The sequence below is a fragment of the Bradyrhizobium sp. 147 genome (assembly GCF_023073935.1).
In the GTDB taxonomy this organism is placed as follows: Bacteria; Pseudomonadota; Alphaproteobacteria; order Rhizobiales; family Xanthobacteraceae; genus Bradyrhizobium.
Map to the genome: position 1 here is coordinate 249047 of NZ_JADPKL010000077.1, position 13716 is coordinate 262762.

The window sequence follows — 13716 nt, forward strand, 5'->3', positions numbered from 1 at the left end:
GCGAAGAATTTTCGCGAGGAGCGGGCGCTGAGGACGTTGAGTTGCCGACGTCGTCAGCGCCCGTTTCGTTTTGCGTTGTCGTGATCGGTAGTGTGATGAAGCGTCTGGTCCTGACCAGTTCGTCGGGCTTTGCTCTCGCAAGATCGAGACTGGCCGAATTCGTCATAATGTTCTCGTTTCGCTTTCAGTGGGGACCCGTGCCTCCACCTGAAATGCGTGCGGCCTATTTTGCGGCACGTTCGGAGAGTCTTGGGCCGGGTGATCACTGGTCGGACTGGGGCATCCATTGGCCTCGCGCCATGAGTCGTCGCAAAGATCTGTCGCTTGTCGATTTCTGCGAACCTTACGATGCGATCGAACTCTGGTTCGATCCAAATCCCGAGGATCAGTTGCAACTTATTTGGCTGCTCGATCACCTCAGATCTCATTCCTGGCCGGCGCAAAAACTCAAAGTGCGCCTTGTGGTGGACGATCTGATCGCGATGAGGGGCGAAAACCTGCGAAAGTCTGCGTCGCATATTCCCGCCTTTAATGTCTCTGCCAGGGAATTCGGGACCGCCGAGGCGGCGTGGCGGGCCTATTGCGAACCGACACCGGAAAGCTGCGTCAATCTCCTCCACAGCGACCTCAGTGCATTACCGATGCTGAGGCCGGCTTTGCTCAATCTGCTGCCAGAACTGCCGTCACCCTCGACAGGGCTTGGTGCGACGGAGATGCGATTTCTGGAACTTCTTTCCAGAGGGTTTGCGAACACGAATTCGTTGTTTCACCTGCGCTCGCATCGGCGCACGTTCGTGTTCGGAGAGACCGAGTTGGCTTGGTTGCTCGAGGGGCGGGCGCTCGGCCCCAATCCCGCAGTGGCCGGTTTGGGCGAGGAACTGCGCACAATCGACCTTAAGAATTTGAGGGCTCGGCATAAAGTCTATCTGCGCAGCCGCCTTTCGCTGACCGAATTCGGTAAAGCCGTCCTGGCCCATCAGGATGATTTCAGCCGCCACAATCCGATCGATCGCTGGTGGGGCGGCACGCATCTGACCAACGACCGGCTGTGGCGGTACGGCCCTGGTTTGACGAGGCCCTGAGGCATGACGCGGTTCATTGTGACAACAGACTCGTCCACTGCCGGCGGGATACAACGCGCCGGTCTCGCCGATCTCGTCATTGCGATCGAGCGTCGGCTGGTCTGGGGACCGCTGCCGTCGGATGCCGAACTCGAGGCGTTCTTTGCGCCACGCACAACGCAGCCGCATAGCCTCCATTGGCTGGACGACACACCATCCTGGCGTCTTGAAAACTCGGGGATGACGGGGCGTGGATTGATCGAGCTGATGGCGGAATGCGAATCGGTCGAATTATGGACAGGACCTGAGCCGAATGCGCAGTTGATTTTGCTGTGGCTGCTTGACCGTTGCGGCGATGAGAGCGGCAGTACCGCGGCGAGAGCGAGTGGAAGGTCACGCTGACAGAGCTCGGGCGTTCACTTGTAGCCCGCGAAGACGATTTGTGGCGCCACAACCCGCTCACACGTTGGTGGGGTGGTACCGAGCTGACCAACGAACGGCTCTGGCGTTGGGACGCCGATGCCCGTTCGTTGATCGCGCCGTAAGCCGCTACTCCGCGGCTTCCGCGTAATCGCTCACCGGCGGGCAGGAGCATACGAGGTTACGGTCGCCATAGACGTTGTCGACGCGCCCCACCGGGCTCCAGTACTTGTCGCTGCGCGAGGTGCCCGCGGGGAAGCAGCCCTCGCTGCGGGTGTAGGCGCGATTCCATGCATCATCGGCGATATCGTGCACGGTGTGCGGGGCGTGGCGCAGCGGCGAGGCCTCGATCTTGAAGCGGCCGGCTTCGACCTCGGCGATCTCCTTCCGGATCGCGATCATGGCGTCGCAGAAGCGGTCCAGCTCCGCCTTCGATTCCGACTCGGTCGGCTCGATCATCAGTGTGCCCGGCACCGGGAAGCTCATGGTCGGCGCGTGGAAGCCATAATCGATCAGGCGTTTTGCGATGTCGTCGACGGTGACGCCTGAGGTCGTCTTTAGCGGCCGGGGATCGACGATGCACTCATGCGCGACACGGCCCTTGGCGTTCTTGTAGAGCACCGGGAAGTGCGGATCGAGCCTTGCCGCGATGTAATTGGCGTTGAGGATCGCAATCTCGGTCGCGCGCTTCAACCCTTCGCCGCCCATCATCAAGATATAGATGTAGGAGATCGTGAGGATCGAGGCCGAGCCGAACGGCGCGGCCGACACCGGGCCGACCGGTGCATCCGCCTTGGTCGCGGGATGGCCGGGCAGGAACGGGGCGAGATGTGCTCTTACGCCGATCGGGCCCATGCCGGGGCCGCCGCCGCCATGCGGGATGCAGAAGGTCTTGTGCAGGTTGAGGTGGCTGACATCGGCGCCGTAATCGCCGGGCCGTGACAGCCCGACCTGCGCGTTGAGGTTGGCGCCGTCGAGATACACCTGGCCGCCATGGCCATGGACGATGTCACAAATCTCGCGGATGTGCTCTTCGAACACGCCATGCGTCGAGGGATAGGTGATCATCACAGCGGCGAGGTCGTTCGAATGTTTCTCGGCCTTGGCGCGGAGATCACCAACGTCGACGTCGCCGTTCTTCTCGCAGGCGACCACCACCACGTCCATGCCGACCATCGCGGCCGAGGCCGGGTTGGTGCCATGAGCGGAGGAGGGGATCAGGCAGATCTTGCGGTGGCTCTGTCCGCGCGCGGCATGATAGCCGCGGATCGCGAGCAGCCCGGCATATTCGCCTTGCGCGCCGGAATTCGGCTGCAGTGAGATCGCATCATAGCCGGTGATGTCGCACAGCCACTTTTCAAGCCGCGCGAACAGCGCGTGATAGCCGGCGGCCTGCTCGCGCGGGGCGAACGGGTGCAGCGTCGCAAACTCCGGCCAGGTCAGCGGCATCATCTCGGTGGTCGCGTTCAGCTTCATGGTGCAGGATCCCAGCGGAATCATCGCGCGGTCGAGCGCGAGGTCGCGATCACTGAGCTTGCGCATGTAGCGCAGCATCTCGGTCTCCGAGCGATGCGCATGGAACACCGGATGGGTGAGGAAAGCGGTCGTGCGCTTCAAGTCGTCCGGCAGCGCCTCGCGCGTCTCGGCGTCGATCTCGGCATAGGCAAGTGTGCCGCCGAAGGCGCGCCAAACCGCTTCCACCGTTGCAGGCGTCGTGGTCTCGTCGAGCGCAATGCGAAGCGCGGTTTCACTGATGCCGAGATTGATTGTCTCGGCGGTCGCGCGCGCAATGATCTCGGCACGCTTGGCGCCAGCATCGACGCTGAGCGTGTCGAAGAAGGTCTCCGACTGGAGCGCAAAGCCGAGCCTGCGCAGGCCGGTGGCGAGCACGGTCGCGCGGCGATGCACATCTTGCGCGATCTGCGTCAGGCCCTCGGGGCCGTGATAGACCGCGTACATCGAGGCGATCACGGCGAGGAGCACCTGCGCGGTGCAGATGTTGGAGGTCGCCTTCTCGCGGCGGATGTGCTGCTCGCGGGTCTGGAGGGCGAGGCGATAGGCCGGCATCCCGCGCGAATCCACGGAGAGGCCGACGATGCGGCCGGGCAGCGAGCGCTTCAGCGCGTCGCGCACCGCCATATAGGCCGCATGCGGTCCGCCATAGCCCATCGGCACGCCAAAGCGCTGCGCCGAGCCGATCGCGATGTCGGCCCCTAGCTCGCCGGGCGAGGCGAGCAGCGTCAGTGCCAGCAGATCGGCGGCGACGATCGCGAGCGCGCCCTTGGCGCGCAGTGTCGCGATCGCGGGACGCAGGTCCCGCACCGCGCCCGACGAGCCCGGATATTGCAGCAGCGCACCTAGCACGTCACTCTTAGCGAGATCGGTGAGGGGATCGCCGACGATCAGGCTCCAGCCGAGCGGCTCGGCGCGGGTGCGCATCACCGCGAGCGTCTGCGGATGCACGTCCTTGTCGACGAAGAAGGCTTTTGCCTTCACCTGTGAGTGCCGCTCGGCGAGCGCCATGGCTTCGGCCGCCGCGGTCGCCTCGTCGAGCAGCGAGGCGTTGGCAACGTCGAGCCCGGTGAGGTCGCAGATCATGGTCTGGAAATTGAGCAGCGCCTCGAGCCGGCCCTGGCTGATTTCGGGCTGGTAGGGCGTATACGCCGTGTACCAGGCCGGATTCTCCAGGATGTTGCGCTGGATCACCGCGGGCAGGATCGTGCCGGAATAGCCCTGGCCGATCAGCGAGGTGAAGACCTTGTTCTGCCGCGCGAGCTCGCCCATATGCGCGATCGCCTCGGTTTCGCTCAAGGCTTTGCCGAGATCGAGCGGGGCGGCCTGCCGGATCGAGGCCGGCAGCGTCTCCCCCATCAGCGCATCAACGCTTTTGGCGCTGACGGCCTCGAGCATTGCGGTGACGTCGCGCGTCGAGGGGCCAATGTGGCGGCGAACGAAGTTGGCGGCGGTGTCGCCGTTGGATTTGCGGTGCGCGGTCATCATAGGGTCCTCGCTAGGAGTTGCTGTCATCGTCCGTCTTGTGCGCACTTGCGCACAGGGGCGGACGATCCAGTACGCCGTGGCCCCTCGGCTCTAGCCGAAGCGGCTGCGTCGACTGGATGTCCCGCCTTCGCGAGGCATGACAGTGAGTGTGAGGCGGCTACTTGCTTCATCTCACGCCGTATGCGCTTTGTACGCAGCGTCATCCATGAGGCCGCCGAGCTCGTTTCTGTCGGCAATCTTGATCTTGAAGAACCAGGCCGCGCCCTGCGCATCCGTGTTCACCAGCGCGGGCTCGGCCGCGAGTGCGGGATTGGTCTCGAGCACCTCGCCCGTAACGGGCGCGTAGACGTCAGAGGCGGCCTTGACGGATTCCACGACCGCGGCGGCTTCTGCCTTCTTCAGCACGCGGCCGATCTTGGGCAGCTCGACGAACACGACGTCGCCGAGCTGCTGCTGCGCGTAATCGGTGATCCCGACGGTGGCGATGTCGCCCTCGATGGCGAGCCATTCGTGGTCGGAGGTGTACAGCGTCGTGGTCATGGTCGAATCCTCAGCGTTTGTAGGTGTTTTTCACGAAGGGCATGGCGGCGACCTCGACGGCTAGGCGCTGGCCGCGCACCTCGGCGAACAGCTTGGTGCCGAGCGCGCTCTGGCTCGTGGGCACATAGCCCATCGCCACCGGCGCATTCAGGCTCGGGCCGAAGCCGCCCGATGTAACCTTGCCGATCGGCTCGCCCGCCGTCGCATCCGCAAACAGCAGCGCGCCCTCCCGCACCGGCGCGCGTCCCTCAGTGCGCAGGCCGACGCGGCGGCGGGATGCACCCTGGTCGAAATGGGCGAGAATCTTCTCGGCGCCGGGGAAGCCGCCGGCGCGCGTCCCACCGCTGCGGCGGCTCTTCTGCACCGACCATTCCAGCGCGGCTTCGACCGGCGTGGTCGTGGTGTCGATGTCGTGGCCGTAGAGACAGAGCCCGGCCTCCAGCCGCAGGCTGTCGCGGGCCCCGAGCCCGATCGGCAGCACGTCCGGGTTTTCGAGCAGCGTCTTGGCGAGGCGCTCGGCATCGCCAGCGGGCACGGAAATCTCGAACCCGTCCTCGCCGGTATAGCCCGAGCGCGAGACGAAACAGGGGAGGTCGGCGACCTCGCGCGGGCCGGCATCCATGAATTTCATGGACGGCGCCTCTGCACACCATTTCGCCAGCGCCGTTTCCGCCTTCGGGCCCTGGAGCGCGATCAGCGCGCGGCCGTCCAGCGGATCGATCACGCAGTCGTCGGAGAGATGCGCGCGCAGATGCGCCTCGTCCGCGTCCTTGCAGGCGGCGTTGACGACCAGGAACAGGTGGTCGCCGAAATTGGCAACCATCAGATCGTCAAGGATGCCGCCATCCGCATTGGTGAACTGGGCGTAGCGCTGCCGTCCCGGTGCAATCGCCAGGATATCCTGCGGCACCAGCCGCTCCAGCGCGCGGGCGGCGTCCTCGACCTTGCCGGATTTCGGCCGGAGCGCGATCTGTCCCATGTGGGAGACGTCGAACAGGCCCGCGGAGGCGCGGGTGTGGAGATGCTCCTTCAGCACGCCCGCGGGGTACTGCACGGGCATGTCATAGCCCGCGAACGGCACCATCTTGCCGCCCAGGGACACATGCAGGGCGTGGAGCGGGGTGTGTCGGAGGGAATCGTGGTCGTCGGGTGCAGGCATTACAGGGGCCCTCGGCGGTTCCCCGGGGACGATTCCCCGGCAGCAACCCATCGAAGCCCCATCTGTCGCTGTGCCTGAGAGTATTATCCCGTCGGCGGACGCTGTCCGGGTCTTAACCCCGTCGGCGCCTCTTTCCAGATGTCGTCAAAGCCACGCGGTCCTTTTGCCTGAGAGTTTCCGGGGCGGTTGCTCCTTCGGCGCCGGCTGCCTAAAGCCGGTCTCTCCCGACGTGGCCGTACGATAGAGATATGTAAAGACCACAGCCTGGCCAAGCCTGTCAACGCGGCCGGCATCGGCTTTCAACCGGGATTGCGCGACCGCGGCAACCTACTGATCTGCTTGCACATCTCCTTGCACAGTTTCTGGACAGCGAAGCTGGCCTTGTCTAAAAGCGCTTTGGCCCGCAGATATCAGCCTTTAGCGTCTGTTTGGATGGCGAGAAGCGGGCCCAAGCATACCCGATTGGATGAACATGAGCGGCGTCAACGAGATCAGGTCGACCTTTTTGAACTTCTTTGCCGAGAACGGCCACGAGATTGTGCCGTCCTCGCCACTCGTGCCGCGCAACGATCCGACCTTGATGTTCACCAATGCCGGCATGGTGCAGTTCAAGAACGTCTTCACCGGCGTCGAGAAGCGGCCCTATCAGCGCGCCACCACCTCGCAGAAATGCGTGCGCGCCGGCGGCAAGCACAACGACCTCGACAATGTCGGCTACACCGCGCGCCATCTCACCTTCTTCGAGATGCTCGGCAACTTCTCGTTCGGCGACTATTTCAAGGAGCGCGCGATCGAGCTCGCCTGGAAACTGATCACCAGCGAGTTCGGGCTGAAGAAGGACAAGCTGCTCGTCACGGTCTACCACACCGACGACGAGGCGGCGGGCCTGTGGAAGAAGATCGCCGACTTCTCCGACGACCGCATCATCCGGATTCCGACTTCGGACAATTTCTGGGCGATGGGCGACACCGGCCCGTGCGGCCCGTGCTCGGAGATCTTCATCGACCGCGGCGAGCACATCTGGGGCGGGCCTCCGGGCTCGCCCGAGGAGGACGGCGACCGCTTCCTCGAATTCTGGAATCTCGTCTTCATGCAGTACGAGCAGGTGACGAAGGAGGAGCGCGTGGGCTTGCCGCGTCCCTCGATCGACACCGGCATGGGCCTGGAGCGCATGGCCTGCATTCTCCAGGGCGTCGAGAGCGTGTTCGAGACCGACCTGTTCCGCAATTTGATCGACGCGGCGGCGTCCGCACTCGGCAGCGGGCCGAACGAGCAGACCGTCGCCTCGTTCCGGGTCATCGCCGACCATCTGCGCTCCTCGGCCTTCCTCATCTCCGACGGCGTGCTGCCCTCGAACGAGGGCCGCGGCTATGTGCTGCGCCGGATCATGCGCCGCGCGATGCGCCATGCCCAGCTTTTGGGCGCGAAAGAACCGCTAATGCATCGCCTGGTCTGGGCGCTGGTGCGCGAGATGGGCCAGGCCCTTCCGGAACTGGTCCGCGCAGAGAAGCTGATCGAGGAGACGCTGCGGCTGGAAGAGACCCGCTTCCGCAAGACGCTGTCGCGCGGACTTGCCATCCTCGATGAGAAGAGCGCGTCCTTGAAGAAGGGCGACATGTTCGACGGCGACGTCGCCTTCACGCTGTACGATACCTACGGCTTCCCGCTGGACCTGACGCAGGACGCGCTGAAGTCGCGCGGTATCGGCGTCGACCAGGCGGCGTTCTCTGATGCGATGGAGCGTCAGAAGGCCAAGGCGCGCGAGTCCTGGAAGGGTTCTGGCGAGGCGGCTTCCGAAGCGATCTGGTTCCCGCTGCGTGAGAAGCTGGGTGCGACCGAATTCCTCGGCTACGAGACCGAGAGCGCCGAAGGCGTGGTTTCCGCGCTGGTCAAGGACGGCAAGGAGGCGGGCAGCCTCAAGGCCGGCGAGACCGGCGCGATCGTGCTGAACCAGACACCGTTCTATGCGGAATCCGGCGGCCAGGTCGGCGACACCGGCGTGCTGCTCGGCGAGGGCGGCATCAAGGTCCGCATCACCGACACGCAGAAGAAGCTCGGCGATCTCTTCGTCCATATCGGCACGGTCGAGAGCGGCGAAGTGAAGCTCGGCACCGCGCTCCAGCTCGAGGTGGATCATTCGCGTCGTGCGTCGATCCGCGCCCACCACTCGGCGACGCACCTCCTCCACGAGGCGCTGCGCCAGGTGCTCGGCGACCACATCGCTCAGCGCGGCTCGATGGTCGCGCCCGACCGGCTGCGCTTCGACTTCGTGCATCCGAAGCCGATCACGGCGGAGGAACTCGCCCGCGTCGAGGACATCGCCAACGACGTGGTGCTGGAGAACGACGAGGTCACCACGCGTATCATGGGCGTCGATGAAGCCCGTGAGGCGGGGGCGCGCGCCCTGTTCGGCGAGAAATATGGCGACGAGGTCCGCGTCGTCTCGATGGGCAGGACCGCACGCGAGCGCGGCGCCAACACGCTCGGCTGGTCGGTCGAGCTCTGCGGCGGCACGCATGTGAAGCGGACCGGCGACATCGGTCTGATCACGCTCACGAGCGAGAGCGCGGTCGCCTCAGGCGTGCGCCGCATCGAGGCGCTGACCGGCAATTATGCGCGCAAGCACGCCAATGACACCATGGCGCTGGCGAAGATTGCGGCGAACGAGCTGCGCACCTCCATCGACGACGTGCCGGCGCGCATCGCCGCGCTGATGGAGGAACGCAAGAAGCTCGAGCGCGAGCTCTCCGACGCACGCAAGAAGCTCGCGATGGGCGGCGGCGCGTCATCGAGCAACGGCGCGGCGGCGGGCGTGCGCGAGGTCGGCGACGTCAAGCTGATGGCGCGCGCGGTCGAGGGCATCGAGATGAAGGATCTCAAGAGCCTTGCCGACGACGGCAAGAAGCAGATCGGCTCCGGCGTCGTCGCTATCGTCGGCGTCACCGAGGACGGCAAGGCCGGTGTCGTGGTCGGCGTGACACAGGATCTGACCGCGCGCTTCAACGCCGTGAACTTGGTGCGCATCGCGTCCGAAGCGCTCGGTGGCAAGGGCGGCGGCGGCCGGCCCGACATGGCGCAGGCCGGCGGCCCTGACGGCGCCAATGCGGCCGCGGCGCTCTCGGCGATCGAAAAGGCGATGGCAGGCGCTTAAAACCCCGTGTCCCCCCCCCGCATGATGCTTCCTCGGGCACAGGTCTCGTCGTTGCGAGGAGCTCGCGACAAAATTGCAGAGCAAATTTGCGCTGATGCGACGAAGCAATCCAGTGTCCGCCGTGGAGACAGTCTGGATCGCTTCGCTTCGCTCGCAATGACGGTTGAGGCGAGACGCCGGCTTACGCTGCCAGCGCCTTCGTGAGGTTCTCGGCGACCTTGTCGAGGAAGCCGGTGGTCGAGAGCCAGCGCTGGTCGGCGCCGACCAAGAGCGCGAGATCCTTGGTCATGTAGCCGGCTTCGACGGTGTCGACGCAGACCTTCTCCAGTGTGTTCGCGAACTTGGCGAGCTCGGCATTGTTGTCGAGCTTGGCGCGATGCGACAGGCCGCGCGTCCAGGCGAAGATCGAGGCGATGGAATTGGTCGAGGTCTCCTTGCCCTTCTGGTGCTCGCGGTAGTGGCGGGTCACCGTGCCGTGGGCGGCTTCGGCTTCCACCGTCTTGCCGTCGGGGGTGAGCAGCACCGAGGTCATCAGGCCGAGCGAGCCGTAGCCCTGCGCAACCGTGTCGGACTGCACGTCGCCATCGTAATTCTTACAGGCCCAGACATAGCCGCCGGACCATTTCAGCGCCGAGGCCACCATGTCGTCGATCAGGCGGTGCTCGTAGGTCAGGCCCTTGGCGTCGAATTCCTTCTTGAACTCGCGGTCGAAGATGTCCTGGAAGATGTCTTTGAAGCGGCCGTCATAGACTTTCAGAATGGTGTTCTTGGTCGACAGATAGACGGGGTAGCCGCGCAGCAGGCCGTAATTGAAGGAGGCGCGGGCGAAGTCGATGATGGAGTCGTCGAGATTGTACATCTCCATGGCGACGCCGGCGCCCGGTGCCTTGAACACTTCCTTCTCGATCACGGTACCGTCCTCGCCGACGAACTTCAGCGAGAGGGTGCCCTTGCCCGGGAACTTGATGTCCGTGGCGCGGTACTGATCGCCATAGGCGTGGCGGCCGATGATGATCGGCTTGGTCCAGCCGGGAACGAGACGCGGCACGTTCTTGCAGATGATCGGCTCGCGGAAGATCACGCCGCCGAGGATGTTGCGGATGGTGCCGTTCGGCGACTTCCACATCTGCTTGAGATTGAACTCCTTCACCCGGGCTTCATCAGGGGTGATGGTGGCGCATTTGACGCCGACGCCGACCTTCTTGATCGCCTCGGCGGCGTCGATGGTGACCTGATCGTTGGTGTGGTCGCGGTATTCCATCCCCAGGTCGAAATAGAGCAGCTCGACGTCAAGGAACGGGTTGATCAGCTTGTCCTTGATGTACTGCCAGATGATCCGGGTCATCTCGTCGCCATCGAGTTCGACGACGGGATTGGATACCTTGATTTTTGCCATGATCGGGGAAGCCTCTTGGAAACGGCGCTTTGGGCGCGCCACGGGTATATCCGGCGCCTCTTAGCACCGCCGCGCGGCGGGCGAAAGCCAAGGGATTATGCACTTTTAGCCCATCCAGCTTCCGCAGATGGGAAGCGGCAGCCGGCTCCCGGCCGGGCGGGGACTGACGTTCCAGGCGAGATTCAAAAGTCGAATCCAACCCGTTATTTCCCTTGAGAATTCTGTCAGGACAGGCAAACGACAAGCGGCGATGCGGCCGGTCCGCTGGGCCGGCCTGAATCAACTCCTGAAGCGGCCTCTGCAAGGCCTTGAGAGACAGCGTGAAAGCGAAGTGAGATGTCGGGGACTGACAAGAGCAAAGCGGGGCTTTCCCTCGACGGCCCCATCGTGATCCTGGTCGAGCCGCAGCTCGGGGAAAACATCGGCATGGCCGCGCGCGCCATGGGCAATTTTGCGCTTGCCGCCTTGCGCATCGTCAATCCCCGCGACGGCTGGCCCAACATCGCCGCGCAGCGCGCCGCGGCCGGCGCCGACCACATTCTGGAAAAGGCCAAACTGTTTGCGACGGTGGAAGAGGCCGTCGCCGATCTCGATCTGTTGTTCGCCACCACGGCGCGCGCCCACGACCAGGCCAAGCCGGTGGTCGGGCCGGAGGCGGCAGCGGCCGAGATCTCGGGTCACATCGCCACAGGGGGCAAGGCTGGTATCCTGTTCGGCCGGGAGCGCTGGGGCCTCACCAACGAGGAGGTCGGGCTCGCCAACCGTATCATCACCTTCCCGGTCAATCCTGGCTTTGCCTCGCTCAACCTCGCCCAGGCCGTGCTGCTGGTCGGCTATGAATGGTTCAAGCGCGCCACGTCAGGCGAACTGCCGCACGGCATGCCCGAGCGCTCCGAGCGCGCCTCGCAGCACCAGATGCAGGCCTTCTTCGACAACCTCGTGCGCGAGCTCGACAAGGTCGAATTCCTGCGCCCGGCCGAGAAGCGCGACACCATGCTGGTGAATCTGCGCAACATCTTCACCCGGATGGAGCCGACCAAGCAGGACATGCACACGCTGCACGGCGTGGTGATGGCGATCGCGGAAGGCCGCAAGGGCCCGGCCAAGGGCGGCGTGCTCGACGGCGAGCAGGCGACGCGCCTGCGCGCGGTCTTGGCCGAGCACGGGCAGGGCGGCAGCGTGCCTGACAGCGGCTCGACTGTGCGCGGGCTCGCGCGCCTGCTCCGCCGCAACCCGACCGACGCCGAGCGCCTGCTGTGGCAGGCGCTGACCCGCGACCGCCGCTTCGCCGGCCAGTTCAAGCGCCAGACCCCGGTGGGGCGGCACATTCCCGACTTCGTCTCGTTCCCGCACCGGATCGCGATCGAGCTCGTCAACGCGGGCGAGGGGGAAGCCATCGCGGCAGATCGCGCGTCGCGGCGGGCTTGGCTCGAGGCGCGGGATTATCGCGTGCTGGAGATCCGGGCGGCCGATGTGGAGCGTGATATGGAGGCGGAGCTGGTGCGGCTGCAGGGAATGATGTCGGAAGGATCGAGCGCTTCGTAGCAGGTAACCTCAGACTGGGTGCCACCGTCGAATGAAGACTATTGGCTGCCTTCGTCGAGCAGTGTCTTCGCGATAACGTTGCTCTTGTCGCAGACGCTGGAGAACGCGCGGGGAGGGACATCATCGACGAGCGGGCGGTCGGGCAGTTCTCGGACTTTGCCGTCACGAGGCGAGGCGCCGGTGTGAAGCGCTAGCCTCATTTATTGGCACGCTTCGTGCCTCCCAAAGCGGCAGGCCGGCACGATGCCGAACCAAAAGGAGACCCTGGCATGAAACGCGAAGACCTCACCGAAAAGCTGCTCGACATCAAGCGCGAAAACGGCTGGAGCTGGAAATACATCTGCGAGAAGATCGGCGGCTATTCCGAAGTGCTGATTACGGGCGCGATCCTCGGCCAGATGAAATTGACAAAACCGCAGGCCGCCAACGCCGGCGAGCTGTTCGGTCTGTCGAAGGCGGAAGTTGCGATGCTCAACGAGGTGCCGATGCGCGGCACCGGCACGCCGATGCCGCCGACCGATCCCCTGATCTACCGCTTCTACGAGATGGTGATGGTGAACGGCCCGGCCTGGAAGGCGCTGATCGAGGAAGAGTTCGGCGACGGCATCATGTCGGCGATCGACTTCGACATGGGAATCGAGCGCGTTGCGAACCCGAAGGGCGACCGCGTCAAGATCACTATGAGCGGCAAGTTCCTGCCGTACAAATATTACGGCGCCAGCGGCAACGTGCCGGAATACGGATTTAGGGAGGAGTGATAGAGGCGAGTGGCGAATTGCGAGTAGCGAATGGGGACGCCCAATTCGCCATTCGCCACTCCCTATTCGCCTATTTTATTTCCCCGCCTTCACCTCGGCGGCCGCCACCGCGAGCAATTCGCTCATCTTGGCGCGAATCGTTTGCTCGGTGACGGTGACGTTCTTGGCGGCGAAATCGGCCATGATCTTGCGCAGGACGTCGGCATCGCCGGCCTCCTCGAAATCCGCCGCGACCACCTCCTTGGCATAGGCAGTGGCGGCATCGCCGGTGATGCCGAGCTTTTCCGCCGCCCACAGGCCGAGCAGCCGGTTGCGACGGGCCTCTGCCTTGAATTTCTGCTCCTCGTCGAGGGCGAACTTCTTCTCGAAACCTTCCTGCCGCTTGTCGAACTCGCTCATGCCTTGTTCCAAATCCCTCTGAATGGAGCGGGAGCCTTCCGTTGCGGCGCCCCGACTGCATGCCTACATAGATAGCACATATCGGCAAAACAACGGGCCGTTAAGCCGCAGTCAAGGCGGTATAAGTCGGCGTCGGATGGACCGGATCGATTGTGCTGGGACAGCCAATCGGATAGGTTGCCTGAAGGTTTGGTTCCTGTTCTGTTTCCAGAGGTTCCACGCCGTTCACGGCAGCTCCGCTGTGGGTCGTAATCCTAGTCAACCGGAGCACACCAGATTCATGGATT

General features: G+C 64.4%; 10 protein-coding genes and 1 riboswitch. Of the genes, 5 read left to right on the top strand and 5 right to left on the bottom strand.

Annotation, left to right across the window (positions count from 1 at the left end; all coding sequences use genetic code 11):
* Window positions 1-95: 95 nt before the first annotated feature.
* Window positions 96-1082, top strand: a complete 987-nt coding sequence (locus IVA87_RS17885) for a hypothetical protein (protein ID WP_247296526.1) — start codon at window positions 96-98, stop codon at window positions 1080-1082.
* Window positions 1083-1085: 3 nt separating this feature from the next.
* On the top strand, window positions 1086-1463 hold the full coding sequence (locus IVA87_RS17890) for a hypothetical protein (RefSeq protein WP_247334465.1): 378 nt from the start codon (window positions 1086-1088) through the stop codon (window positions 1461-1463).
* A gap of 147 nt (window positions 1464-1610) precedes the next feature.
* Here IVA87_RS17890 and gcvP read toward each other — a convergent pair whose 3' ends face one another.
* The 3 genes from gcvP to gcvT all read right to left on the bottom strand — a co-directional run bounded on the left by gcvP (window position 1611) and on the right by gcvT (window position 6180).
* The gene (gene gcvP, locus IVA87_RS17895; RefSeq protein ID WP_247296530.1) at window positions 1611-4478 is read right to left on the bottom strand and encodes an aminomethyl-transferring glycine dehydrogenase; all 2868 of its coding nucleotides are present in this window, start codon (window positions 4476-4478) and stop codon (window positions 1611-1613) included.
* 174 nt (window positions 4479-4652) lie between these two features.
* Window positions 4653-5021 carry a glycine cleavage system protein GcvH gene (gcvH, locus tag IVA87_RS17900; protein ID WP_247334467.1) on the bottom strand — a complete coding sequence of 123 codons (369 nt, stop codon included), beginning with the start codon at window positions 5019-5021 and terminating at the stop codon, window positions 4653-4655.
* Between the two features lie 10 nt (window positions 5022-5031).
* Window positions 5032-6180: a glycine cleavage system aminomethyltransferase GcvT gene (gene gcvT / locus IVA87_RS17905; RefSeq protein ID WP_247334468.1), complete on the bottom strand. Its 1149-nt coding sequence runs from the start codon at window positions 6178-6180 to the stop codon at window positions 5032-5034.
* A 146-nt stretch (window positions 6181-6326) separates the two neighbouring features.
* A riboswitch (glycine riboswitch) is annotated at window positions 6327-6417 on the bottom strand.
* 235 nt (window positions 6418-6652) lie between these two features.
* Between gcvT and alaS the strand changes: the two genes are divergently transcribed.
* Complete coding sequence (gene alaS, locus IVA87_RS17910) at window positions 6653-9331, top strand: alanine--tRNA ligase (protein WP_247296535.1); 2679 nt, start codon at window positions 6653-6655, stop codon at window positions 9329-9331.
* Between the two features lie 181 nt (window positions 9332-9512).
* On the opposite strand, the gene IVA87_RS17915 is transcribed toward alaS, so the two are convergent.
* The gene (locus IVA87_RS17915; protein ID WP_247280674.1) at window positions 9513-10727 is read right to left on the bottom strand and encodes an NADP-dependent isocitrate dehydrogenase; all 1215 of its coding nucleotides are present in this window, start codon (window positions 10725-10727) and stop codon (window positions 9513-9515) included.
* 336 nt (window positions 10728-11063) lie between these two features.
* Between IVA87_RS17915 and IVA87_RS17920 the strand changes: the two genes are divergently transcribed.
* Window positions 11064-12272, top strand: coding sequence for a TrmJ/YjtD family RNA methyltransferase (locus IVA87_RS17920; protein WP_247334469.1), 1209 nt, complete (start codon window positions 11064-11066; stop codon window positions 12270-12272).
* A 269-nt stretch (window positions 12273-12541) separates the two neighbouring features.
* Entirely contained in the window at window positions 12542-13030 is a 489-nt protein-coding gene (cynS, locus tag IVA87_RS17925) for a cyanase (protein ID WP_247334470.1), read from the top strand.
* A gap of 75 nt (window positions 13031-13105) precedes the next feature.
* Here the strand turns inward: cynS and IVA87_RS17930 are convergent, their stop codons facing one another.
* The gene (locus IVA87_RS17930) at window positions 13106-13429 is read right to left on the bottom strand and encodes a DUF1476 domain-containing protein (protein WP_247296542.1); all 324 of its coding nucleotides are present in this window, start codon (window positions 13427-13429) and stop codon (window positions 13106-13108) included.
* Window positions 13430-13716 lie beyond the last annotated feature (287 nt).